Origin of the sequence: Clostridium sardiniense, from assembly GCF_050584765.1 — a bacterium.
Lineage (GTDB): Bacteria > Bacillota > Clostridia > Clostridiales > Clostridiaceae > Clostridium > Clostridium sardiniense_A.
Genome location: NZ_JBNOOR010000001.1, coordinates 113029 through 139397, shown reverse-complemented (window position 1 = coordinate 139397; position 26369 = coordinate 113029). Strand labels below are relative to the sequence as shown.

The window sequence follows — 26369 nt, the reverse complement described above, 5'->3', positions numbered from 1 at the left end:
ACTCCTTAATTTAACTACATTTAAAGTAGCTTTTTCTTTAGATGTTTTATTTTTGTTTTATTTTATATAAATTTAATTTAAATTTATCTTCTTAAAATTTTGGTTTAAACCCTTTTAATCTTAAAGCATTTAATAATACTGATACTGAACTTAAACTCATTGCAAATGATGCAATCATAGGATCTAAAAGTGGTCCTCCAAATAGTTTTAATATGCCCATAGCAACTGGAATACCTAATACGTTATATCCAAATGCCCAGAATAAGTTTTGTTTTATATTTCTAATTGTTGCTCTACTTAATTGAATAGCAGTAACAACATCTAAAAGATCACTTCTCATAAGTACAATATCTGCTGATTCTATAGCGACATCTGTTCCTGATCCTATTGCTATACCTATTTCTGCTGTAACAAGTGCTGGTGCATCATTTATACCATCACCAACCATTGCAACTTTCTTGCCTTCACCTTGTAATTCTTTAACAACATTTGCTTTACCTTCTGGTAAAACATCTGATATTACTCTATCTATTCCAACTTGCTTTGCAATTGCCTTTGCTGTCTTTTCATTATCACCAGTTAACATTACAACTTCAATTCCCATAGCATGAAGAGCTTTTACAGTCTTTTGGCTATTTTCTTTAACTGTATCTGCAACTGCTATAATTCCAGCTAAGTTTCCATCTATAGCCATAAACATTGGTGTCTTACCACTGTCTGCTAGTTCATGTGCTTTACTTTCAATATCTTTAATATCTATATTGTTTCTATCCATTATTTTTCTATTACCAATTACAATATTTTTTCCTTCAATATTTGTATTGATACCTTCACCTGGGATAGACTTAAAATCTTTAATTTGTGGTAATTCTATATTTCTATCTTCAGCTTCCTTTACAATAGATTCCCCAAGTGGATGTTCTGATCCCTTTTCAGCAGCTGCTGCAAATTTTAGTAATTCATCTTCTTTAATAGAAACTGATACTATATCAGTAACCTTTGGTTTACCTTCTGTAATTGTACCTGTTTTATCAAATACTATTGTATTTATCTTATGAGCTTCTTCAAGTGCTACACCACTTTTAATAAGAACTCCATTTTCAGCTCCTTTACCTGTACTTACCATAATTGCTGTAGGTGTTGCTAGGCCTAAAGCGCATGGACAAGCTATAACAAGAACTGATATTAATATATTTAATGCAAACTCTAAGTCTTCATTACCTATAAAGAACCAAGCTAATGCTGATAAAATTGCAATTACAATTACAACTGGTACAAAATATCCTGAAATAACATCTGCAAGTTTTGCAATTGGTGCCTTTGTTCCTTGAGCATCTTCAACTAAGTTTATGATTTTTGAAAGAACTGTATCTTTACCAACTTTAGTTGCTCTATATTTAAACATTCCATTTTTATTTATACTTGCTCCAAATACTTGATCACCAGGTTTCTTATCTACAGGAATACTTTCTCCTGTAAGCATAGCTTCATCTATACTTGTTGTTCCTTCAACAACTTCACCATCTACTGGTAACTTTTCACCTGGTTTTACAAGAATTATGTCGTTAACTCTAACATCATCAATTCCTACAACTTTTTCTTTTCCATCAACTATTATTGTTGCAGTTTTTGGCGCAAGACCCATAAGCTTATTTATAGCATCTGAAGTCTTACCTTTTGTAATAGCCTCCAAGAACTTACCTAAGCTAATAAATGCAATAATCATACCTGCTGATTCAAAGTATAAGTGATGTGCAAAGTGTACCTCTCCACCATAAATTTTCACTAATGCATATACTCCATAAAGTATAGCCGCACTACTACCTAAAGCAATAAGTGTATCCATATTCGGACTTAAGTGGAATAGATTTTTAAAACCATGTATAAAGAAATCTCTGCCTATTACTACGACTATAAGTGCTAGAATTAGTTGTATAAATGCATAATTAAAAGGACTAGCATCTGGACTTATAACATTTGGTAATTTAAGTCCCATCATAGGTCCCATAGCAATTATTACAAGTGGTATTGCAAATACTATTGACCATATAAATCTATTTTTAGCTTTTTTAACTTTTTCTTCTGAATCTTTCTTATGATCATTTTTATCTGTATCTTTTATCTCTATAGCTTCATATCCAGCATTTTTTACTGCTTTTTCAATATCTTCTGCTGAAACTTTTCTTCTATCATACTTTACCTTCATATCCTCAACAGCAAGATTTACTGTAGCTTTATCCACACCATCTAATTTATCTACTGCTTTTTCAACATGAAGTACACATGATGCACAAGTCATACCTTTAATTTTAAAGTGACCTTGTGAACTATCCTCATCATTTATTTCTTCTGCACCATATCCAGCTTTTTCAACTTTCTTTATTATATCTTCCGATGATATAACATCTTTATCAAACTTTACAGTAGCTTTTTCTGTTGCAAGATTAACAACTGCACTCTCTACCCCATTAGTTTTGTTTAGTACTTTCTCTATTCTGCTAGCACATGATGCGCAAGTCATACCTGTAATATCATAATTCTTATCTACTACGTCATCTGATTTTATTTCATTTGCCTCATATCCTGCTTTTTTAACTTTATTTTCAATATCTGAAATAGTTACTTTATCATTATCAAAGTTAACTGTCATCTTTTCTGTTGCAAGATTTACTACAGCCTCGTCGACTCCATCCATCTTATTTACTACTTTTTCAATCCTATTTGCACATGATGCACAAGTCATACCTTTGATATCAAACTGTTTTTTCATTTATTTCCCTCCCTCATATAGGCTATTTATTTTTTATACGTTATTTATTTAAACTCTTCTTATGTACTCTATAACTAAGCAATTTTTATTTATCTATAAGTTTTGTTAATATACTTATGATTTCTTCAACTTTAGCATCTTTCTCTTTTTCATTTTCATTTGCTAAACCTTCTCTTACGCAATGATGCATATGTTGTGTTAATACATGCTTATTAGCTTTTTTAAGAAGTCCTTGCGCTGCTATTATTTGATTAGATACATCAATACAGTATCTTTCCTCCTCAAGCATTTTTATTATTCCATCAATTTGGCCTCTACAAGTCTTTAAAACTTGCATAGCTTTCTTTTTATCGTCATTCATAATACCACTCCTTTATACCCCCTCCCTATGGGGGTGTATTTATGTTTTATACTATACTCTTATTAATAATTAGTGTCAATGGAATTTTTATTTTTTTATTTAAAACTTTAAATTATTCATATAATAAAATTCTTATTCACATTCTTATCTAAGTAAGTTTTTATCACTATTTCCATATCCTTTATACGTTTATTTTCTCTATAATTTTTTTAAAATCCATAAAAAAAGAACTTAGTATCTTATTTACTAAGTTCTTGCTTCTAAACATATTTATTTGTTTTTTATTTCATTATAACAATAGTTTATTATATCACTTCTCTTTATAATCCCTATAAAGATTCCTTCGTCATCAACAACAGGAACAAAATTTTGATTAACTGCAAGTGATATTAAACTTTCAATATCTGCATTTATAGATACACTTTTATGTGTTCTTCTCGTTTTAATATCTTTCACTTTTACGCATTCAGTATTTTTAAAATTAAGGTCTGGAGTATTCTTAAGCTTCCATAATAAATCTCCTTCTGTTAGAGTAGAAACGTATCTTCCATGCTTATCTATTAGCGGAATCGCTGTATATCCATGGTGCTCCATTCGTTCCATAACTTGTCTCATAGTCGATTCTAAACTCTCACAAACCACTTCATTTTTAGGTGTAAGAAAAAATGCTATATTCATAGTTAACCCTTTCCTCTTTAAATATTTTATTTATATACCTGTCTCTATTTTAACATAATTCTATAAATATTGTTATAATGCTTTATCTTTCTTAAGAAAATATTTATCTAATTTATAGCTATAATCTGAGTATTCTAGTTCATCTATCATGCTTCCAATTTCAGAATAAATTATATCTCCATGAAGAGTTTTCTTTACTACAACTTCATTAAGTACAGAGCCATCGCACTTAGAACATCTCCCTACCGATATGAATCTCCACCTGTATGGCATATAATCAAATTCTAATTCTAATTTTCTATTACACCTTGGACATAATGAATTAACTTTAGATATCTCTAAATTTATTTCACTTACTTCTTTTACAGTTATAGCCGGCATATCATAAATATTCTCTACTATATAATTCTTTACTATTTTATGATTATACAGTTGTTTAAATACAAGAACTGTAAATTCAGCATCATTTAAAGCATCATGCAAAAGCCTATTATCTATTCTTATATTAAGCCTCTTTAATGCATTTTTTAGACTTAGAGATTTCTTAACACCTAAAATTTTACTTGTATATTCTTGAACATCTAAGTATCTATCTATCCACTTTAAATCTCTAAAACCATGATGATGCGCATTTATTATAATTTGTGCAACATCATCCTTAGCCCAAGAACAAAATACGTCTTTCCCTATAAACTCTTTAAGTTTCTTTACTCCAGCTTCAAAACTTATGCCTTCTTTTAAATCATTCTCTGTTATATTTGTTATATCAGTTATCTCAGGATTTAAAACTGGTATTATGGAAGGCTTAACATATTCTTTAAGCCTTCCCTGCACTTTCATATACTTATCAACTTTAATAGCACCAATTTCTATTATTTCATTTTGTATAGAAAGTGATTTTAAATCTGGATATTTATCATAAAATTCAGGATAATATTTTGTTATATTATTCAAATTATTAAATTCTAAGTCTATTATTACATACCCCATATTCAAAAGTCCCTCTCTCTTCTCTATCCCTCTTATTTAAATTCAATACCTGCAAGTTTCATAAGATGTATTGCATTTTGTGTCTCACTTTTCCCAACTCTTAACTTGTAGTCAAATTTTATTTTATTATCTTCATAATACTCTCTAAAATTATAATTCTCTATTCTATTATCAGATTCCTCTAAATTACAAAGGTCTAAATCATGGGTAGATACAAGCCCAATTGCTCCACCATTTATTAATTGTTTTATAAGCTCAGTAGCTCCGATATGTCTATCTAAGGAATTAGTTCCCTTAAATATCTCATCTAATAAGAAGAATACATCTTCTCCCTTTTTAGTTGCTTCTATTAGGATTTTAATCCTAAGTATTTCTGCATAAAATGATGATATATTTTCTTCCAGATTATCTTTAGTCCTCATACATGTATATATATTAAATATTCCACATGTAAATTCATCACTAAAAACTGGTGCTCCAATATATGATAATAATAAATTCAAACCAATTGTTCTTAAAAATGTACTTTTACCAGACATATTAGATCCTGTGATTAGAGTTACCCTTTTATTATTTGAAAGTGAATAGTCATTTCTCACAGCCTTCTCCCCTATAAGAGGATGACCAATAGCCTTCCCTTTTACCTCTTTCTTATCTGAAATTTTAGGGAAAGTAAACTTATCAAAATCAAAGTAGATGTTAGATACACTACTTAATGCATCAATCTCACTTATGACATCTATCCATACTTCTAATTCCTTTGAGTTTTGTGATCTCCAGTCCTCTAAGTTCTCTACTATGAATATATCTGAGAATATTAATATATTTATTATTAAATAGTATGCATTGCCTGAACTATCTCCTATCCAATCTAAAAGATTAGATAATTTCTTCATCTCTTCTCCACATGAATTTGAAGTATCACTTTTAAGTTTATCTTTTATATCTTTTAAATATGCTGATTTAAATTCTTCCTTTTCTATAAGTTCTAATATTTCAGCATAGGATTTAATAGTATGCTTTATACTATTAAACATTTCTAAATCCGCTTTATAATCTTTTGTAAGTAACTTAATAACTGCAAAGTTAATTAAAAGCACTAATAAAATATAACTAGGTGGTATTATCTTAATTATTGATAAAACTATACTTAAAAATGTTATAGCTATAAATAAATATGCTACTAACTTCTTACTTACACCTTTTTCTTTCTTTTCAGTGCTCCAAGCTAAAAATGCTTCTAATTCCTGTGTTTCTTTTTTCTTATTCTTTATTGTAGTTTTGCCTTTTACTAAAAGCTCTTGTCTCCACTTTATCTTTTCTCCAAGTTCTTTAATAGCTTCTTGTTTCTTTTCTATAACCTCTTTTGTAGGTAATTTCTTTAAAGAAAGATTGCTTACAAGCTTTTCTCTTCCACCTTTAGTTAAGGTATCGTTTATTAATTGGAATAATGAACTCTTCCCGAATATATCTATATCTGAAGAGAATGGATGTGAATCGTTAATGTATTCTGAGCCATCATCCTCTATAGTTCTAAATTCTCCACTTATTCTTTTTACACCTTTTTCATTTATTTCTAGGAATCTCTCTACTTTAATTCTTTTATTTATTAATTTATTGTGGTAAATAACAGTACATACTAAAACAGCAAGTAATATAACCTCACCACCTATAAGTAATGGTATATTACCTTGGTTATATAGCATATAACCTAAAGCTATCATTAAAACTACTATTAACAATCTACTCCAACCTATAGTAGCTATTTTCTTTTCCATTTGATCTATTTCATTTTTACTCTTTTTTATATTACTCTCATAATACTCTAAGGCCTTAATAAAAATCGCCTCCCCTTACTATTTTTTACATATATTATAGCATATTAATAGCAAAAAAAGGTTTGATCAACTACTATTTTAGTTAAATCAAACCTTTTTATTACTTATTTTCTTCTACTAAACTATTATATATTACATCTAAATCGTACTTCATACCTTCTAAATATGTTTTATCATCTTCGCTTGATTCTAAACTATATATTTTTTCAACTTTAGCTCCAGCTTCCCTTGCTAAAGTTTCTGAAGTTTTAGGCTCTGCCAAACTTTCAGAGAATATTGTTTTTATATTATTCTTCTTACAGTAAGCAGCTAGTTCTTCTAATTTCTTTGGAGTAGCTTCTCCTTCTGAATATAAATCACTAATTGATTTTTGAGTTAATCCAAAATCTCTGCAAAGATATCCAAAAGCTGCATGACCTGTTACAAAATCCTTATTCTTAAGCTTTTCGAATTTTGGCTTATATTCATTATATAATCCATCAAACTCTTCCTTTAGCTTATTATAATTTTTCTCATAATATTCTTTATTGCTAGGATCTTTTTCGATTAAAGCATTCTTTATATTATTGGCTTGAATTGTTGCATCTTTTAAACTAAGCCAAATATGTGGATCTACTTTATCGCCCACTTTAATTACATTAACATCTTTACTTGAATCAACCATTATAGTTTTACTATCTTTTAATTGTCCTTTTACTTCATCAAGCCAAGTTTCCATTCCAAGACCGTTATAAACAAATATATCACTATTTGTAAGTTCTTTAAAATCTGCAGGCTTTATTTCAAAATCATGTGGCTCTTGTCCTGGCCCAACTAAAGTTAGTATGTTTACTTTATCTCCACCAATCATTTTAGTGAATTGTTCTAATGGATAAATTGAAACTACAACATTTAATTTATCTCCATCAGTTTTTTGCTCCGTCTTATCCTTAGTTCCTGAACATCCAATAAGACCAAAAGATATAAGTACTACGCTTAATATTCCTATTATTTTTTTCAAAAATTACACCTCATTTGCATATGATTTGCATTTGCACATATATAATTTTAATATCTCTTCCCATTATTGTCAATTCTAAATATAAATATAACTTGATTTTATACTATTTTTTCTTAGTAATTCTTCTTCAATTGATTGGCATGAAAATATTATAGTTTGAGCAAAATTTCTGCTTTCTATAATTTTAAGCCCCCTTTCTCTTCTAATATCATCATATTGTATAAATGAATCATCAAATATTATAGGTACTTCTCTTCCTTTAAATATAAGTTCTATAAAAGCCAATCTAAGAGCTAAATATAGCTGATCATTTGCACCATTACTTAAATATTCCCCTGAGAACATACTTGAATTATCTCTAACTACCATATCATAATTTTCACCAAGTTTTACTTCTGAATACTTATCTCCAGTTAATTCTTTAAATATATTTAAAATATTATTATTTAATGCAGGTCCAAAACTTCCTCTTATATCTCTACCTGCTTTTTCTAAATTCTCTATAGCAATATTTAATGCAAGAAGTCTTTTATCTAAAATATTTATACTCTCAACTAAATTCTCTAAATCTTCTTCAATTGCAGTTATAGTTCTCTTTCCTAGGAAGCTTGTTTTTATTGCATTTTCTAAATCTTTTATCTTCTTCTCTAGCTCTATTAGTAAATTAGATTTTTTTCTAATCTCATTTTCAATTTCCTCTTCGGACTCATAACTATAATCCATATCTTGATTTATAATATCCTGTAATTCATCTTTTATACTCTCTATATCTCTATCTTTAAGAAGAACCTTATATGTTTCTTCTACACTTTGAAGTGCCTTTTCTAGATCTTTCTTTTCTGATATTTTTTCTCTAAAACCTTTTAGATACATCTCTAAATCTATTAATTGAACATTTTCTAAATCCATAAGCTCTAGTTTACTTTTTATATCTTTTTCTTTTTCTTCTAATTCAAAAGTAATTCTATTTAAGCTTTCTTTTTTAGAATTATACTCTAATTCAAAAAGAGTTAAATTGTTTTTAACCTTTTTGAATTCATCTAATTGAATATATATTTCATCTAATGTATCGCATCCACAAAGTTTCATTATTGAAGATAATATTTTATTATTTTGATTATATCTTTCCTCATCATTTTCAAAAGATATTCCTTCTAGTTGAAGACTTCTCTCTTCAATTCTTAACTTAACTCTTGCTTCTAATACATAAAAGTTTTCTAAAGTATTTATAGCTCTTAATAAATTCTCATAGTTATTACATTTTATTAAATGCATGTATCTTGTAAGTTGTTCTTCAATATTTTTTATCTCTTTATTTAACCTATCAATATTTTCTTTATTGCTTAATTTATTTTCAGTATCTTTTAATGCGCCATTTAAAGATATTGCAAAAACCGCTCCACCACCTATTAAAATAGCACCTATAATGTATAGCACTATTGAACTAATACTAGCTAAGTTTATACCAAGTATTAATCCACCTATTATAGCTGAAAATATAGAGATATTTCTTTTAAGCTCTAGGCCTTTTCTTGAATCTCCAATATTATCATCATAATCATAAACTTCTATATTCTCTTTTAATTCACGAAGTTTATCCTCATAATTTTTAAACAATAATTTTATTTCTTCCTTATGTGAAGTTAACTTAAATACATCACCTAAAAACTTTCTCTTCTGTTCTAATTTTTTCTCTTCTTCTTCTATTGATAATTTAATTTTTTTATTTAGTAAGACTCTTTCCCTTAGTCCCTCTTGTTCAGTATTTAATCTAATTAACTTCTCTTTTAAGTCATCTTCCATAGATGTAAATACTTCATAACTATCTAATTTTCCATTTTCACAAATTATTCTTTTCTCAATCTCTTTTAAATCGTACTCATTTTCCTTTTTTATATCCAAAAGTGTTAGATATCTTTTATTTTCTTCACTTAAGTCATTTATATATTCCTCACTAATTATCCCATTCTCTCTCTTTAGCTCAGTATCTATTTCTTTTTCTTGTTTTTTTAATGACTCACTCTTCTTTAAATATGTTGTTATTTCACCATATTCTTTTTGAAGTTTACTCTTCTTTAAATATTTTTTAAATAACTCTAATTTTGTTATCTCTTCTCTTATTTTATTTCTTTCTTCTTTTTTATTAATAAGCTCATTCTCATTAGTTAAATTATCCTCAGCTACCTTATAAGCTTCATATCTTTCTTCTATAACTTTTGAATATCTACTTTTTAATATATCAAGTTCTCCGTTTTTCCTTGATGTAGTAAGCTCTTTTCTACTATCCTTTAATTTATTAACAGCTTTATCAACTGATACTTCTCCTTCTCCACATCCAAATACGTCTATAATTCTTTGCATTATTTGTTCTTCTTTATCTTTAGAAACTAAGACTCCAAGCTGAGGTATAAATAACGTTTTTATAAAAGTGTTACCGTTAACCCCTAAAAAGTATGTTCCTGGTTCATCTTTATTAATTTCTTTTATTTCATCACCAGTTAATCCATCATAAATATTTGAAGTATCATCCTTCTTTGTTGCTCCAAAGGTTCTTTGAATTATATATTCTCTTTTATTGTATTCTAATACAAGTTCACCTTGCATTTTCTCTCCGGAAAATGGCAGATATCTTTTTCTTAAGTTATTCTTAGCACCTCTTGAATTACCAAATCCATAAAGCCATGCTCTTATGAAGTTCTGTATTGTACTTTTTCCCTTTTCATTCTCTCCATATACTAAATTAAATCCTCTCTCAAAACTAATTTCTCTATCCTTAATACCTCCAAAAGATTTAATTCTAACCTTTTTAATAATCATCTAAGTTCACCTCCTCTTCACTTAAACTTTGAAGACCAAGCTTTAATGCTAACTCTAAAATTTCCTTTTCTTCTTCCGATGAATTATCTATAGATTCTTTTAAATTTCTTATGAATAATCCTTTTATTGAATGTTCATTTTCTATATTATCTATATCTACAGCTATATTAGTCTTATCTCTTATCTTTACAAAATAAAATTTATCTGAAAGTTTCTCTGATAAAATATTTTCGTCTATTTTAAAGTTAGCATCTACTTCACCTGTTAAATTTAATTTGAATATATCAGTTTTTAAGTTAAATTCTTTAAGTTCACTTAAAATTTTCTTCTTTACTTCTCTATATCCAAATAATCCATTTATATTTATTTCTTCTTCTACATACTGTCTTTTGCATGTTTTTTTAAATTCTAAATTCACATAGCCTTTGCTAATTTCACCAATTAGCACACCCTTTTCTCCAATTTCATCGAAGCCTCTTCCTTGAGGGCATCCACTATAAGCATAACTAGTTAATCCAATTTTCTTTACTCCATTAAATTTATGTCTATGTCCTAAAGCTACATAGTCAACTCTACTTTCTTCAATATCCTTAACTGTTATTGGATTATATTCATTTATAGACCCATTTGAAAGTTCTCCATGCATTACAACTAAATTTATCAAGTTATTATCCACACTAATACCTTTTAGCATTGATTTATTAACATAATTATCATTAAAAGCTGCACCATATATACATGTTCCAAGCTCTGGTATTAAAACCTTTTCTAAATCACCTTTAAAAACATGTACATTTTTAGGCCAATCTACTAATTTATAAAATGATTTAAAGTTATAAGGATCATGATTTCCTGGACTTATAAAAACTCTAGTTTTGTCTAATCTCTCTAAGGCTTCTCTTATAAAGACTAAGGTATTTCTACTCAATGTATAATTATCAAAAATATCTCCTGCTAAAAGCATTATTTCTACTTTTTCATCATTACATAAATCTATTATTTTATTAAAAACTTCTTTTAGTTCTTCTTTACTATTATTAGCTAATGTATTTTTAAACTCTTTAAAAGGAGTATCAAAATGTATATCTGCACAATGTAATATTTTTATTTTCCTCATACAACAACCTTTCTTTTAAACGAACTTTTGTTCTCATTTTATCACATATTTTACGCAAAAAGAAAGAGGATGATTTATAAAAATCATCCTCTCGGTACAAGAATACACCTTTTGTTTGTTGGTGTAACTTCCGAAGATCTAACAGATCCCTTTAGTAGGTGCTTACTTTAAAGTACTTTCGTATTCTTCTACCATTCTTTTAACCATTTCGCCACCTACAGACCCACATTGTCTTGAACTTAAATTACCATTATAATCTGTAAATGGAACTCCTAGTTCTTTTGCTACTTCATTTTTGAAGTTACTTAGACCTTGCTTTGCTTCTGGAACTATTACTCTATTTGACATAATCAATCCCTCCTAAGGCTTACGGTATATTTGTAAGATTAAATCTTTTTGATTTATCTTACACTAATAGTTTATCCTCAGAGTGAATTTTAATTCAATGTAATTATAGGTTTAACAGGAATTATATTCTATATGAAAGCCTTAAATGTGTATCCATTTTCTTTTAATTTATCTATTCCATTTGTAATGTTAGAGTTTATTTCTTTTATATCTTTAACATCATCATTTAATTCAATATAAAATACAGTATCTCGTTTATTATCTATATCTTCTTTATTATCTATATCTTCTTTATTATCTACTATTTTAATATTACTACTATTAAAAATTTGTTTTAAATCTAAATGTTTAGGTAGAATTGTATGTCCACTTTCTTCAATTTTCTCATAATAAGGATTGTCCTTATTTGAAATTTCACTATTTTCTATGAATGTAAGTTTAACGCTATTCTTTTTAGCTAAGCTTAATAAATTATCAATATTATTTTCTATGTATCCGTCTTCTGCATCTATTATAATGTAGCCATTTGAACCATCATTTTCTTCTAATGATGTAATTGGTCGATAGTTAACATCTATTATAGTGTTTACTACATCACTAACTCCACTTTGGCTACTTTTCATTTTCATCTGTGAATCTATTACTTTTCTTTTTTCTTTTGAATTTAAAGTTATTGCAAATGCAATTGAACTAATAACTATAATAATCGAAATAAAAATTATAATACCTTTATTCTTCTTATTCATTTTCTCCTCCTACAAATCCCTTTTGTTAAATTATATCATATTTTTGAAATAAATATTAATAAATTTATGTTTTTATTAAAATATTTATTCTTTTCTTTGTTTTTAAGGGATTTTTATCAATATTTTGTATTATATTGTCTTTATTTCTAAAATCTTTGTAGTTTTCTGGTGTCAATTTTAATAAATAGTTATATATTTTTATATATTTAAATATTTTAATATAGAATATTTTTACATATAATTGGAAATAACCATACATTTTACGACAAATTTCTTGCTTTTTGAAATAATTGTATACTTTTTGTTAATTAATTTGATATATTAAGGAGGTTTCCTTTCTCAGATAATAAAGATTAGCTAAGTATATTTTTATATCTAAAAATTAAAAATAAAAAAAAGCACTCAGTTATAATAACTGAGTGCTTCTGGCAGGGGCACTAGGACTTGAACCCAGAACCAATGGTTTTGGAGACCACTACTCTACCAATTGAGCCATACCCCTAAGACGTATATAATTTTATCATAATATCTAATATTATGTCAACTATATTTTTTTATCATATATATATTGTTAATTAATAACTTTTAGATTATAATAGACTAAAATATATTTTGATTATCAAAATATTTAAAAATCAAATTAAATGAGGTGTATTGAATGGATATAAAACCTTTAAGAATAGGAAACTTAGTTTCAAGATTACCTATAATTCAAGGAGGAATGGGCGTTGGTGTATCCCTTTCAAATCTTGCTTCAGCTGTTACAAATGCTGGTGGTATAGGTATAATTTCTAGTGCTCAAGTTGGATTTAAAGAAGATGACTTTGAAACTAATTCATTAGAAGCAAATCTTAGAGCTCTAAGAAAACATATAAAAATCGCAAAAGAAAAATGTAATAATGGCATAATTGGAGTTAATGTAATGGTAGCTACAAATGGTTATGCTGAATATATAAAAACTGCTATAGAATCAGGTATTGACCTTATAATTTCTGGTGCAGGTATGCCTACTATGCTTCCAAAGCTAGCTAAAGGCTATGATGTAAAGTTAGCTCCTATAGTATCATCCTTAAAAGCTGCTAAAGTTATACTTAAATTATGGGATAAACATGATAATATAGCTCCTGATATGATAGTAGTTGAAGGCCCTAAAGCTGGAGGCCATCTTGGATTTAAAAAAGATGCAATTGAAGAAGCTAATGAAAGCTTTGATGATACTGTTAAAGATATCGTAGGTCACGTAAAAGAATATGAAGAAAAATATAATAAACAAATACCAGTTATTGCAGCTGGTGGCGTATTCACAGGTGAAGATATTGCTAAATATTTAAAACTAGGTGCATCAGGAGTGCAAATGGCAACAAGATTTGTTGCTACAGAGGAATGTGATGCGTCACAGGCTTTCAAAGAAGCTTATGTTAAAGCTACTCCTAATACTGTAGGAATAGTAAAAAGCCCTGTTGGTATGCCTGGAAGAGCAATTCTTAATCCTTTCGTAGAAAAGACATTACAAGGTAATGTTAAGGTTGAGAAATGTTATAATTGCTTAATTCCTTGCAATCCTGCTAATACTCCATATTGTATTACTCAAGCCCTTATTAATTCTGTAAAAGGTGATTTAGATAATGGACTTATATTCTGTGGAGAAAATGTAAGTAGAATTAACGAAATAACTACAGTTAAAGATTTAATGGATAAACTTCAATCTGAAATAGAAGCAAATTAAAATGAGGAAGACATATGTCTTCCTCATTTTATTTATTGTAGAGTTAATTTATAATTTGCTATCTATATCTCTAGAAGCTCTATCTTCCCTAGTATATTCTAACACCTTTAACGCACTTTCAAAGTCAAATCCTTCAAGCTCATCAACTTTACTTAAATCTTTAGATTCTAAAACTTTAAGCTCAAGCTTTAATAAATCTTTGCTTTCTTTTGCATTTCCACTAGATATATATCTATGAATATTATTATCATATGTAGCTTCTAAATTTGGAATATTGTAATTTTCACTATGATTATAATGAATAAGCGCACCTACTATTATAATTATTGGTAATATTATTGATAATACTATTTTTTTATAGTTAATCATTACATCACCTCGTATAATATTTGTGATTTATTCTTTGTATATATTTTAAGCTTTCAATAAAAATATTCAAGTTAAAATTTTGTAATAATTAAATAAATTTAGCTTTATTTTCTACTTTGTTAAGTATAAACATAGTAATTTTATTGTATTTTCTAAAGCATTATAGTGAGTTCTTTCCATCCCGTGAGATGCATGAACTCCAGGTCCTATAAGTGCCCCCCTTATGTTATTTCCACCCTTTAAAGCAGCTCCAACATCTGAGCCATATCTTGGATATATATCTATTGCATAGCTTATATTATTATCTTCAGAAAGATTAACTAAATCTGTTACCATATTGTAATCATATGGTCCACCTGAATCCTTAGCGCATATTGAAACATCATATTCAGTGCATTCTAAATCTAGTCCTATACATCCCATATCTACTGCTATCATTTCTGTTATATCAGAAGGTATATAAGATGATCCATGTCCTACTTCCTCGTAAGTTGATATGAAGATTTTTGTCTTATAACTTGGTACTATGCTTTCTCTTTTAAATAATTCTAAAAGAGATAAAAGACATGCTACACTTCCCTTATCATCAATAAACCTTGATTTAACAAATCCACTTTCCGTTATAGTAGTTTTAGGATCTATAAATATAAAATCTCCTACTGAAATCCCAAGATTCTTTACATCCTCTTTGTTCTTTACCACTTCATCTATTCTAATCTCCATATTTTCAGGATCTCTTTTTCTAGAAACTGCATCTTCATATACATGAACTGCTGCACTTTCACTTAAGAATGTTCCAGTATATTCTCTTCCATCTCTAGTTCTTATTGTGCAATATTCACTATCAAGAGTTGGTACTATAGGTCCTCCGATTAATGTAAACTTAAGTGTACCTTTGCTTGTTATTGATCTAACCATAGCCCCTAATGTATCTACGTGTGCTGATAAACCTACAACTTTTTCATTGCTTTTACCATCGATTGTAATTACTCCACAACCTTTATTAGTTCTCTCAAACTTATACCCAATATTTTTAACTTTATCCTCAATCATATCCATGATTTCAAAACAAAATCCACTAGGACTATTGAATTCTAATAATTCTTTTGCAGTATTTAATACATATTCTTTATTTATAGAAAATTTCATAACCTCATCTCTCCTTCTCTTTTAATTTATTATATATTATAAACCTAAATTTATATTAATACTTGAAATTGAAATTCTTCCTTTGGCATGGTATATAAAATAACATTTAAACATATTCCCTTTGTAATTATATTATTTTCTTCTATATATTCTCTTAACTTTTTTATTGCTTCATCTCTTCTGTTTTCTTTATAAGATAAGCAGATATATGTACCTTTAGGTATTATAAGATTACTCTTTTCTTTGCAATTCTTAGTTATAATAAAAATATTTGTACTTTTACTATATAAATTTTTATAATCTTCAATATATATTCCCTTTTCTAGTACTCTATTATTTATTAATGATGGTTCCTCACTTCTAAATATTCCAAATATATCTTCTCTATGTTCTAATATAAACTCAGTATCTTTATTTATATTTCTAGAAACTGCATATCTTTCTTCTATATCTTTAATATATATATGCTCTACATTACTACGCTTCATACTATATTCCATATTTGATTTTAACTCACTTATATCTTCTTTTATTAGATTTAAGTTTTCTATTTCATTTTCTATTTCATGTATCTTTTCATGAAGAAATAATATGAATTTTTCAGAGCTAGTTTCTTTACTTAATATCATTTTTATATCAGCTAAAGGAACATTTATTTTTCTTAGATATTTTATAAATCGTAATTGCCTAAATTGCTCACCAATGTAATATCTATATCCTGTTTTAGAATCAACATATTTTGGCTTTAATAAATCTATTTTATCATAATTTCTTAACCTATCTATTGATACACCTGTTATTTTTGATACTTCTCCAATTGAATAATATTTTTTCAAATTAAACCACCTAACTTTAAAATATCTATTTACTCTAGTATTATACTATAGTTTATAATTTATTTTCAAAGCTTGAAAGTTAGAATAAATATAATAGGAGGAAAATATATGTCTACTAACAAATTGAAAACAAGTGCATTTAAAGCTATTTTTACAGTTATAATATTAATTACCTATAAAACTCTCTTCGGAGATTTCAATGCTTCTATTGGATTCATGGTAGCTTTAAGTTGTATATCGTTTTTAAAATTTGATTTTACTTTATATCCATTATATAAAACCATAGAATTTACAGGATTAAGTTTCTTCTTATTAGTAATGTCTTTTTTAGCAAGTTTAAATCCACTAGTAGGATTAATTATAAATATGTTTACTATATTTATAGTGTTTTATATATATACAAATACTTCTAAAAATATGGTCTCTTATTTCTTTGTATTTATATATATTTATATGATAAGCCTTCCTGTGCCTTTAAATCTTTTACCTCAAAGATTTTTATCACTTTTATTTGGAATTTTTATAATAATAGTCAGTCAATTTTTATTTAATAAAAATAAATTTAAGAATTCCTGTACAACTATGATATTAGATGGTTTATATTGTATAAATGAAGAAATTAAAAACATCTCAGAGAATAAGTATCATAAAAAAGATAATATATTAATTCATGATAGCTTAAGAAATCTACTGCTTCTTATAAACGATAAAAACTTAAATGGGATATTTTCTAATGCATTAAATAAGCCATACTTTAATATTACAATAATCTTAGAGAGATTAAATACTCTTATTGATACGATTAATATGCTAGAAGATGTTTCATTAAAAAAAGAGTACTTAAAATATTTAGATTATATAATTCATAATGTTATAGAATCTATAAAAAATAAAAACTTTAATTATAGATATGTTGATTTTTCATATAAATATAGTGATTCACATAAAGAATCTAAAATTATTAACGAGTGCACTAATTTAATTGAACTACTTTGTTTAAATATAAATGCATTAAATAATCCTATCAATACAATTAAATTAGATTTAAAGAAATTACTTTCTAATAAGCATCACATTAATATTAACTCTTTGAAATTTAATTTTTCTTTTAAAGTTTCAGTAGCTATTTCATTATCTATGTTTTTTATAGATAAGTTTAATTTAAATAATGGTCAATGGATGATAATTACTATATACGTTTTATTGCAACCTTTCATTTCAGAAACAATAGTCAAAACTAAGAAAAGAATTAAAGGAACAATTCTTGGAATATCTTTATTTGTTTTGATTTTTGGAATTTTGCACACTAATATACCAAGTACTTTATTTCTATCCTTAATATTATTTGTATATTTTTATGCAACAGACTATTATGTAAAAGTAATATTTACTTGTATGCTAGCTTTAAGTATGAGCTTAACTGGTGATAGCTTACAGACCCTTTCTACTTTAAGGTTTTCTTTTATAATTTTAGGATCATTAATATCACTTTTATTTAGTAAATACTTTTTGCCATTTACACATTCAACTCATATTAATCATTTAAAAGATAGATACCTAGAACTTTCATCAAATATGTTATCAGAGCTTTGTGATTTATTAGATGGAAAAGGCAATAAAGAAAATTTAATAAAACTTGCCCTAGACTGTAATACAGTAGAATCTAGTCTCCTATCTCTATCAAAAAATTTAAATGATTCTTCAATAAAAGAACTTATAAATACTGAATATATAGTAATAAGTCATATACGCTTATCTACTTTAAATTTTTATCATAATAAATTCAAAAGGAGCTTAATCTAAATATTTAGATTAAGCTCCTTTTATAAAATATATGTATTTTATAATTTGTTAATATACTAAGTTTAAATTTAATACCCTTATAGTTTCTCTTGTTAGTCCTGCTTTATTGTGTAATCGCTCAAATTAATTACACGGTTCTATATCCTTCTAATCTATAAATAAAACAGGCGAATATCACATTGCATAATAACTCCACCTTATTATTATTTCTAGTTAATCCTATATATTAAAATTACATATTATTTAATAAGTGAAATTTAAATGATATAATAGTACCGCTTAAAGATAAAAAATTAAATAACAAAGGGGAGTAAAATAGTGCAAAAGAAAAAGATAGCTACTTTAATTATTTTAGGTACAATAGGGGTTACATCTTTAGTTGGATGTAAAAGTGATGAAATAAAGAAACAACTAGATACGGGTATAACCTTATTAAACGAAAAACAATATGAGGAAGCAAAGAGCGATTTTAAAGAAGTTATAAAAGAGGATCCCGAAAATATAGAAGCAAATGATCTTATAAATATAATAACTAACTATGAAAATGCTAAAAAACAGTATGATAATAATAATCTTGAATCATCAGAAGAGTTTATAAGTAAAATACCTGATAATTATTCTAAATATGAAATTAAAAATGATATCGATAATTTAAAAAGTGAAATTGAAAAGAAAAAATCAACTATTAAAAAGATAGAAAACACACTAGACAAAGTAGATGAATTAATAAATGCTAAAAAATATTCAGATGCTAAAAATACACTTAATACTATAGATTCTAAAAATGTAACGAAAGAACAAAAAGAGAAATTAACTATGTACTCTAAAACTATAGATAAAAATTTAGAAGAATTAAGAATTAAAGAAGAAGAAGAAAAAAAATCAAAAGAAAAGAAACAAGCTATAAAAAGCGTAGAAAATATTGAGAAAACCACATCAACAAATAGTAGTTCAAAAAATAAAAATAATCAATTAAATAAAAATGCTCAATTAAATAGAAATTCTAACATACACTATGTAAGTAAAAAATTTGGATTGCAAATGGAATTACCAGCCTCTTGGAATGGTCATTATAGTGTAGATGAATATGATTGTAATGGTGCACAAGGAATATGTTTCTCTTATGAATCTAAAAATGGACGTCCAGGGCTTTTATATTCAGTAAATGTAAATCATCGTGGTTCGCTAGAAATCCCTGAAGGTATGTATTGTAAAACGATAAATAATGTTAAATATATTATGGGAAAATTTTGTGGTGGAATGGATTTAGATAATCCAGAACTTGAAACATTTAATAAATTAAAAAGTGAAGGAGATTTAATTGCTAGAACTATAAGATCCGCAAATTAAACATATCTTATTTACATAACTAATCTCCAAATTTATTGATTCATATTATTTTTTAAACTACTAATTTTTAATAATTATATCATACAATTAAAAGGAACTTATATTACTATAAGTTCCTTTACATATATTATTTAAAATCAGCTGGATATTCTAAGCCTATTTGACTTCTTATCTTATCCATTACTTCAATTGCCATTAATGAATTCTTATAAGAATTCTTCATAGACTCTGTTTCATTACTATCTATCACATTTATAAACTCATCAAGTTCATAATACATATCATTATCTCTTTGCTTTATAGAAATAACCTCTTCTCTTCCATCTCTATAAATAATCTTTACACTATTAAATAGTATATTCTCAATAACAATAGTTCCTTCTTCACCTTGTATTTCTAGTGGCAACTTTGAGTCGCTTATTTTAGAGTACATTATCATTCCACTTGCACCTTCATAACTAAACATTGCAGAACCCTGCCCATCTACTCCACTTTCTAAAAATACGCCCTGACTTACAACTCCATCTGGCTTTCCAAATAGTGATATCATAGGATGAATACAATATACTCCTATATCCATAAGAGCTCCATTTGATAATTCCCTTTTAAATGCATTAAGAACGATTCCTTCTTTGTACTTATCATATCTTGATGAGTATTGACAATATGATGCAAAGTATCTTCTTACCTTACCTATCTTATGTAAATTTTCCTTTACCTTTAAGAAATTCGGTAATACAGTTATCCTCATAGCTTCCATTAAAAGAACTCCATTTTCCTGTGCCTTTTCTATCATTTGGTTAACTTCTATTTTATTTGAAGCCATCGGTTTCTCACACAATACATGTTTCTTGTTCTCTAAACATAAAATTGCTTGGGATGCATGCAAAGAATTAGGAGATGCTATATATACCGCATCAATATCCCTGCAGCTTACAAATTCATCTAAATTATCAAAAAATTTTGTTGCACCATACTTACTTCCAAACTCTTCTGCCTTTTTAATATCTCTTGAGTAAACTGCTACAAGCTCAAATTTCTCATGAGTAAGCGCTGCATCTAAGAAATTATCAACTATCTTTCCTGTTCCTATAACCCCAAATTTTATTTTATTCATTCTATAATACCACCTTTTAAGATTTACTTTTAGTATAACTCAGGAATTATTATCATTATACATTTTGCTCTCTTAACTACATGTGCAGTTACTGAACCAACTAATGTTGTAAATTTTTTCTTAGTGTTCTTTGCCATAAGAATAATATCTACATCATTTTCTTCTGCATATCTTAATATCTCATCTCCAGCATAACCAAATGAGAATTCTCTCTTGCAATTAAATTCTTCTATTTCTTCACTAGCTTCTCTTAATATTCTCTTTCCTATAACTTCTGCATCTTTCACTTCTTCTGTAACAGCCATTCCATTAATAAAAACTATCTCTCTTACATTCATAAGTGTTACTTCAACATCTTCAGGTTTAAAATTATTCTTTAAATAATTTAAAGATATTAGGCTTCTATCGCTTCCATCTATTGGTATTAGTATCTTCTTCTTTGTCATTTAAAACATCCTCTCTTCTCAATGTATAATATTATTTTCTATATTATACATCTTATCTCCTTCTTTGATTTGCATTTATATATTTATTTAATATAATGTTAAAAACTTCAAAATAAATATAATATATAGATATAATATTTTATATAAATCTAATCCCTAAATTAATTACTAACAACAAAAAAGCTAGAAACAATAATGTTTCTAGCTTTTAATATCTTTGGCAGGGGCACTAGGACTTGAACCCAGAACCAATGGTTTTGGAGACCACTACTCTACCAATTGAGCCATACCCCTTTAGGACAATATCAATTATAATATATATACTGTAAAAAATCAATAATTTTATTTATTTTTTATCAATTAATCCTTCTAATTGTTTTATGTTATACTCTATAATTTCTTGAAAGTCCTTATTATCATTATAAGTATCTAATTTAATCACTTTAATATCTTTAACATCTTCTTTTGATTCAGTATCTTGCACAAATACTATATCTTTAAGATTTAAGTTGTTTTTCTTAGCATACTCTTCTATATTTTCTTTTTCAGGTAAAACTTTAAAATCAATTCCAAGTCCCTTAAAGAAATACTCTAGCTTAGCATCTTGTAATATAAATGTATTTTTCTTTAACTCCTTGGAATCTTTATCGAATGTGCTTTTTAAATCATCTATACTCTTAACTAACTTATTATAATTTTCTTCATAGTATTCTCTATTTGCAGGATCTTTCTCTTGAAGCGCTGACTTTGTATTATAAAGCATTATTTTATATTCAGGTATTCCTAAATAATAATAAGGATTTTGCGTATCTTTTCCATCAACCTTATATTTTAATTCCCTTATACCTCTTGATAAGTTTACTACACCTAAACTACTCTTATCTAACTCACTTATCATATTATTAAGTGATGCACTTTCATTTCCTGCACCTGAATAAAAGAATAAATCCATATTTGATATATTATTTAAAGTATTCTCATCATATTTATAATTTTTCATATCATTAAAATTATTAAACATATATTCTACATTGTGTTTATCTCCAGCTAACTTCTTAACTGTTTCATATTGCGGTTTATTTACCGTCATTATATTTAAATACACATCTCTATTGTCCTTATCACCCTCTGACGTATCCGCCATAAGCGTCTTTGAAACTCCTCCAAGCCCTAAAAAAAACGCTGCTGTTATAATTAGCATTGCAGCTGTTAATTTCTTCATGGTTTCACCTCTTTATATACCTTCTCATTTTAATATATATCTTATATTTAACTTATATTCTGTAAATATTTGTGTTATTCCATTTTACACTTTTTATTTTTATAATGCAATTACTTTTATATTACATTTACTCTACTTTTACTTTTCTTTTTTTAAATTTTTGGATAGAATATATAGATAAGCTAGATATAGCGAAAGGAGGAATTAATATAATGGAATTTGAAGTTAATAGCATTGAAGAAACTACAAACCTTGGAGTAGCATTAGGCAAGCTTTTAAATTCTGGTGATATTATTTGTTTAACTGGTGATTTAGGTACTGGAAAAACTCATATCACAAAAGGTATATCAAGAGGTCTTGGTATAACTGATAATATTACAAGTCCAACATTTACTATTGTTAATGAATATGATTCAGGAAGACTTAAATTATATCATTTTGATGTTTATAGAGTTAGTGACCCTGATGAAATCTATGTAATAGGTTTTGATGATTATATATTTGGAGATGGCGTTTCAATAATTGAATGGGCAAATTATATAGAAGAAATTTTACCTAGTGATTATCTACATATATACATACAAAAAGATTTAACTAAAGGAGAAAACTATAGAAAGATAATAGTAACTCCTTATGGGGAAAAATATAGTTATGTAAAGGAGCTGACTTTATGCTAATTTTAAGTGTTGACTCATCTTCAAAATGTGCTACAGCTGCACTTCTTAAAGATGATTTACTTTTAGCAGAATATACATTAAATAATAAAAGAGAGCACTCTGTTCTTCTTATGGGAATCATAGAAAAATTATTAGATGATTCAGGTATCTCAATAGATGACGTGGACGGTTTTGTTGTTTCAAAGGGACCTGGATCATTTACTGGCCTTCGTATTGGGATGGCTACTATAAAAGGATTAAGTTTTGGTAGTGGCAAACCATACGTTAGTGTATCTACACTAGAAGGACTAGCTGCTTCTATATCATCATTTGATGGAATTATATGCCCAATAATGGATGCATTAAGAGAAAATGTTTATACAGCAATTTATAAGAGCAATAATGGAAAGCTTGAGACAATAGTTGATTGTACTTCAATGGATCTTTCCGAGCTTAAAGAAAAACTTAATGAACTTGGTGAAAAAGTTATGTTTACAGGTGACGGTGTATATAAACATAAGGATTACTTAGTTGAAAATATCAAGAATTCATATTTTGCTCCAATCCACCTTAATACAGTTAGAGCTTCACAAATTGGAGAAATAGGATTGAACCTTCTAAAAAAAGGAATAAAAGATGATGATAACTCATCTCCTTTATATCTAAAGCAGCCTCAAGCAGTTAGAGAATTAGAGAAAAGATTACAGATGAATAATGGCGAATCTAATTCTTAAAAAGTTAGACTTAGAAGACTTAAATGGTGTTTATGAAGTAAGTTCTTTAAGTCTTAAAGAAAGCTGGGGCTTAGATTCTATAACAAAAGAAATCTCTAATAAACTTGCAAGGTATGTTGTATGCAAAGAGGATAATAAGGTTGTTGGATTTGCAGGGGCATGGCTTATAGCTTCTGAAGGACAAATTACAAACGTGGCTGTTCATCCTGAATATAGAGGAAAAGGGATTGGCAAAAAACTAATGGAGTCATTAATTTCTTCTTTAAAACAAGAAGATTGTAATGCAATAACATTAGAAGTTAGAGAGTCTAATACCGTTGCTAAAAATCTTTATAAAAACTTTGGCTTTATAAGTGAAGGTATAAGGAAGAATTTTTATGAAGACAATAAAGAAGATGCAAATATAATGTGGCTACGTAATATTTAGATATAAAAAATTAGAGGTATAGTTTAAACTATACCTCTAATTTTTTATATCTATAATTTTTAATAATTAAATCATTCTCTATTATGCTATTTTACCTTTACTATTACTTCCGAAATTTGGCTCAACTTTAAATATACTAACTGACACCTTTTTGTATATAGCATATGTTAATACAGATATTACAATCCCCTTTATTCCATTGAAAGGTAATAATCCTACTGTTACATATTGCATAAGTTCTGCTGGAGCCATATTCATACCATATACCGGTAATAAGAAGTATACATTAGCTATAATTGCTACAACTTCCATTATGATTATCCCAAATATCATTCCTAATACAGCACTTTTCTTTGATTTATTTCTCCAATAGATAAATGCTGCTGGTGCTACAAATGATGCTCCAATTATAAAGTTTGCAACCTCTCCAACTCCACCTGTTGAACTACCACTTAATAAGAAATTCATAGTAACCTTTAAGAATTCTATTAAAACTCCTGCAAGTGGTCCAAAGGCAAATGCTCCCATAAGTGCTGGTACGTCACTTATATCCATTTTAAGCCATGGGAATATTGGTATCACCGGAAACTCAATAAACATAAGTATAAATGCAATACCCGTTAATAATGAAATTTTAACCATTTTGTTTAAATTTGATGTCATTTTATAATTCCTCCCCCAAATTATCTCCTTTGGTGGGTAAGTATTAGTATTTATAATTTAGAAATAAAAAATCCCTGATATACTTATAAATATATCAGGGCATATAGCTTCTACATTAAAATACTAATATTTTACCTTCTTTCATCCAGACTATACTGTCGGCTTCGGAATCTAACCGAATCATGCTAAAAACTTAGCTCGCGGGCTTTACCGCCGGTGGGGAATCTCGCCCCGCCCTGAAGATATCTTAATTTAATTTACAATTAAATAATATCACTTTCGTTATAAAACTGTCAATAAAATTTATACTATAATTTTACTTTTCATCTTGATATTATATTCTTTAAGTAGTAAAATTTAATTAAGTAATTACTTAACTAAAAAAAAATAGAGGTACCTATGAATAATATAGTTAAACTTTTTAAAGCTCTTGGCGATGAAACTAGACTAAAAATTCTATTTTTACTTGCTAGAAAAAATGTATGTGCTAAAGGTATATCTAGACATCTTGGTATATCGGAAGCCGCTGTTTCTCAGCATATTAAAGTTTTGAAGGATTCTGGTATTATATTAGGTCATAAAAAAGGTTATTTTATTCATTATTCAGTTAATAATGAGATTTTGGATGATTTAATTAATTTTACAGATAGTCTTAAAGACCCTGAGGTTGTTATATTAAATGATCTTAATTTCTTAGACTTTAAATGTGAGAGAAAAGAAAATTGCTCTAAAAGATGTAATAAATCAAATTGTGAAAGGGGAAATTAAAATGAAAATTTGTATTCCTGTAAAAGAAAATGATGGCTTAGAAAGTGTTCCTTATAACCACTTCGGATCTGCTCCATTTTTCTTAGTAGTAGATACTAAAACAAATGATGTTACTGCCATAAATAACGGAGATTTAAACCATGAGCATGGTAAATGTCAACCAATAAAAGCTATAGGTGGTGCTGATATAGATGTAGTACTTGTACTTGGTATTGGTGCTGGTGCTATTAACAAATTAAATTCTATGGGGGTTAAGGTATTTAAAGCAAATCCTACTTCATTAAAAGAAAATATAAGTCTTTTTAATGATAATAAATTACTTGAATTTAGCCCTTCAAACTCATGTACTGGCCATAACTGCGGTCATCATTAATTAAAAGTAAAAGAACGAAAATGAATCCTTTTTTAGTTTCATTTCCGTTCTTTTATTTATATCAT

General features: G+C 27.4%; 25 protein-coding genes, 2 tRNA genes and 1 riboswitch. Of the genes, 8 read left to right on the top strand and 19 right to left on the bottom strand.

What is annotated here, in order from left to right; translation table 11 throughout:
* Positions 1-91: 91 nt before the first annotated feature.
* The 11 genes from ACQPUW_RS00705 to ACQPUW_RS00655 form a co-directional block, all read right to left on the bottom strand.
* Positions 92-2770 carry a heavy metal translocating P-type ATPase gene (locus tag ACQPUW_RS00705; protein ID WP_430835591.1) on the bottom strand — a complete coding sequence of 893 codons (2679 nt, stop codon included), beginning with the start codon at positions 2768-2770 and terminating at the stop codon, positions 92-94.
* A gap of 85 nt (positions 2771-2855) precedes the next feature.
* Positions 2856-3131, bottom strand: coding sequence for a metal-sensing transcriptional repressor (locus ACQPUW_RS00700; RefSeq protein ID WP_204595927.1), 276 nt, complete (start codon positions 3129-3131; stop codon positions 2856-2858).
* Between the two features lie 270 nt (positions 3132-3401).
* The gene (locus tag ACQPUW_RS00695) at positions 3402-3809 is read right to left on the bottom strand and encodes a CBS domain-containing protein (RefSeq protein ID WP_430835590.1); all 408 of its coding nucleotides are present in this window, start codon (positions 3807-3809) and stop codon (positions 3402-3404) included.
* A gap of 72 nt (positions 3810-3881) precedes the next feature.
* A complete protein-coding gene (locus ACQPUW_RS00690; RefSeq protein WP_430835589.1) occupies positions 3882-4799 on the bottom strand; it encodes an exonuclease domain-containing protein in 918 nt (305 codons plus the stop codon).
* A 32-nt stretch (positions 4800-4831) separates the two neighbouring features.
* A complete protein-coding gene (locus ACQPUW_RS00685) occupies positions 4832-6577 on the bottom strand; it encodes a MutS family DNA mismatch repair protein (RefSeq protein WP_430835588.1) in 1746 nt (581 codons plus the stop codon).
* A gap of 160 nt (positions 6578-6737) precedes the next feature.
* On the bottom strand, positions 6738-7637 hold the full coding sequence (locus ACQPUW_RS00680) for a metal ABC transporter solute-binding protein, Zn/Mn family (RefSeq protein ID WP_430835587.1): 900 nt from the start codon (positions 7635-7637) through the stop codon (positions 6738-6740).
* Positions 7638-7712: 75 nt separating this feature from the next.
* Positions 7713-10454, bottom strand: a complete 2742-nt coding sequence (locus ACQPUW_RS00675) for an ATP-binding protein (protein ID WP_430835586.1) — start codon at positions 10452-10454, stop codon at positions 7713-7715.
* Positions 10444-11571, bottom strand: coding sequence for a metallophosphoesterase family protein (locus ACQPUW_RS00670; RefSeq protein WP_430835585.1), 1128 nt, complete (start codon positions 11569-11571; stop codon positions 10444-10446). The genes ACQPUW_RS00675 and ACQPUW_RS00670 overlap by 11 nt, the downstream gene beginning before the upstream one ends.
* A gap of 162 nt (positions 11572-11733) precedes the next feature.
* Entirely contained in the window at positions 11734-11919 is a 186-nt protein-coding gene (locus ACQPUW_RS00665) for an alpha/beta-type small acid-soluble spore protein (protein WP_204595920.1), read from the bottom strand.
* Between the two features lie 128 nt (positions 11920-12047).
* Complete coding sequence (locus ACQPUW_RS00660) at positions 12048-12665, bottom strand: hypothetical protein (protein WP_430835584.1); 618 nt, start codon at positions 12663-12665, stop codon at positions 12048-12050.
* A gap of 426 nt (positions 12666-13091) precedes the next feature.
* Positions 13092-13167 (bottom strand) — tRNA-Trp (locus ACQPUW_RS00655).
* 156 nt (positions 13168-13323) lie between these two features.
* Here ACQPUW_RS00655 and ACQPUW_RS00650 point away from each other — a divergent pair.
* Entirely contained in the window at positions 13324-14391 is a 1068-nt protein-coding gene (locus tag ACQPUW_RS00650; protein ID WP_430835583.1) for an NAD(P)H-dependent flavin oxidoreductase, read from the top strand.
* A gap of 48 nt (positions 14392-14439) precedes the next feature.
* On the opposite strand, the gene ACQPUW_RS00645 is transcribed toward ACQPUW_RS00650, so the two are convergent.
* The 3 genes from ACQPUW_RS00645 to ACQPUW_RS00635 all read right to left on the bottom strand — a co-directional run bounded on the left by ACQPUW_RS00645 (position 14440) and on the right by ACQPUW_RS00635 (position 16745).
* Positions 14440-14760: a hypothetical protein gene (locus ACQPUW_RS00645; protein ID WP_430835582.1), complete on the bottom strand. Its 321-nt coding sequence runs from the start codon at positions 14758-14760 to the stop codon at positions 14440-14442.
* Positions 14761-14871: 111 nt separating this feature from the next.
* Entirely contained in the window at positions 14872-15909 is a 1038-nt protein-coding gene (locus tag ACQPUW_RS00640) for a M42 family metallopeptidase (RefSeq protein WP_430835581.1), read from the bottom strand.
* A gap of 50 nt (positions 15910-15959) precedes the next feature.
* A complete protein-coding gene (locus ACQPUW_RS00635; protein ID WP_430835580.1) occupies positions 15960-16745 on the bottom strand; it encodes a MerR family transcriptional regulator in 786 nt (261 codons plus the stop codon).
* A 108-nt stretch (positions 16746-16853) separates the two neighbouring features.
* Here ACQPUW_RS00635 and ACQPUW_RS00630 point away from each other — a divergent pair, with 108 nt between their 5' ends.
* Both ACQPUW_RS00630 and ACQPUW_RS00625 read left to right on the top strand, forming a co-directional pair.
* The gene (locus ACQPUW_RS00630) at positions 16854-18548 is read left to right on the top strand and encodes an FUSC family protein (protein WP_430835579.1); all 1695 of its coding nucleotides are present in this window, start codon (positions 16854-16856) and stop codon (positions 18546-18548) included.
* Between the two features lie 318 nt (positions 18549-18866).
* Positions 18867-19898, top strand: coding sequence for a hypothetical protein (locus ACQPUW_RS00625; RefSeq protein ID WP_430835578.1), 1032 nt, complete (start codon positions 18867-18869; stop codon positions 19896-19898).
* Positions 19899-20025: 127 nt separating this feature from the next.
* Here the strand turns inward: ACQPUW_RS00625 and ACQPUW_RS00620 are convergent, their stop codons facing one another.
* The 4 genes from ACQPUW_RS00620 to ACQPUW_RS00605 form a co-directional block, all read right to left on the bottom strand.
* Positions 20026-21015, bottom strand: coding sequence for a Gfo/Idh/MocA family protein (locus tag ACQPUW_RS00620; protein WP_430835577.1), 990 nt, complete (start codon positions 21013-21015; stop codon positions 20026-20028).
* Positions 21016-21044: 29 nt separating this feature from the next.
* Complete coding sequence (locus tag ACQPUW_RS00615; protein ID WP_430835576.1) at positions 21045-21461, bottom strand: universal stress protein; 417 nt, start codon at positions 21459-21461, stop codon at positions 21045-21047.
* A 218-nt stretch (positions 21462-21679) separates the two neighbouring features.
* A tRNA-Trp gene (locus ACQPUW_RS00610) sits at positions 21680-21755 on the bottom strand.
* A 52-nt stretch (positions 21756-21807) separates the two neighbouring features.
* Positions 21808-22683, bottom strand: a complete 876-nt coding sequence (locus ACQPUW_RS00605; RefSeq protein ID WP_430835575.1) for a metal ABC transporter substrate-binding protein — start codon at positions 22681-22683, stop codon at positions 21808-21810.
* Positions 22684-22895: 212 nt separating this feature from the next.
* Here ACQPUW_RS00605 and tsaE point away from each other — a divergent pair, with 212 nt between their 5' ends.
* From tsaE to rimI, 3 genes are read left to right on the top strand one after another with little or no spacing between them, the layout of a single operon-like run.
* Complete coding sequence (gene tsaE / locus ACQPUW_RS00600; protein ID WP_430835574.1) at positions 22896-23360, top strand: tRNA (adenosine(37)-N6)-threonylcarbamoyltransferase complex ATPase subunit type 1 TsaE; 465 nt, start codon at positions 22896-22898, stop codon at positions 23358-23360.
* A complete protein-coding gene (gene tsaB / locus ACQPUW_RS00595; RefSeq protein ID WP_430835573.1) occupies positions 23354-24073 on the top strand; it encodes a tRNA (adenosine(37)-N6)-threonylcarbamoyltransferase complex dimerization subunit type 1 TsaB in 720 nt (239 codons plus the stop codon). The genes tsaE and tsaB overlap by 7 nt, the downstream gene beginning before the upstream one ends.
* A complete protein-coding gene (gene rimI / locus ACQPUW_RS00590) occupies positions 24054-24500 on the top strand; it encodes a ribosomal protein S18-alanine N-acetyltransferase (protein WP_430835572.1) in 447 nt (148 codons plus the stop codon). Before tsaB ends, rimI begins: the two co-directional genes overlap by 20 nt.
* A gap of 81 nt (positions 24501-24581) precedes the next feature.
* Here the strand turns inward: rimI and ACQPUW_RS00585 are convergent, their stop codons facing one another.
* A complete protein-coding gene (locus ACQPUW_RS00585; protein WP_430835571.1) occupies positions 24582-25163 on the bottom strand; it encodes an ECF transporter S component in 582 nt (193 codons plus the stop codon).
* 129 nt (positions 25164-25292) lie between these two features.
* Positions 25293-25411, bottom strand: a riboswitch (FMN riboswitch).
* A 151-nt stretch (positions 25412-25562) separates the two neighbouring features.
* Here ACQPUW_RS00585 and ACQPUW_RS00580 point away from each other — a divergent pair.
* Both ACQPUW_RS00580 and ACQPUW_RS00575 read left to right on the top strand, forming a co-directional pair.
* On the top strand, positions 25563-25931 hold the full coding sequence (locus ACQPUW_RS00580; RefSeq protein WP_430835570.1) for an ArsR/SmtB family transcription factor: 369 nt from the start codon (positions 25563-25565) through the stop codon (positions 25929-25931).
* A 1-nt stretch (position 25932) separates the two neighbouring features.
* A complete protein-coding gene (locus tag ACQPUW_RS00575) occupies positions 25933-26304 on the top strand; it encodes a NifB/NifX family molybdenum-iron cluster-binding protein (RefSeq protein ID WP_430835569.1) in 372 nt (123 codons plus the stop codon).
* Positions 26305-26369: the final 65 nt, after the last annotated feature.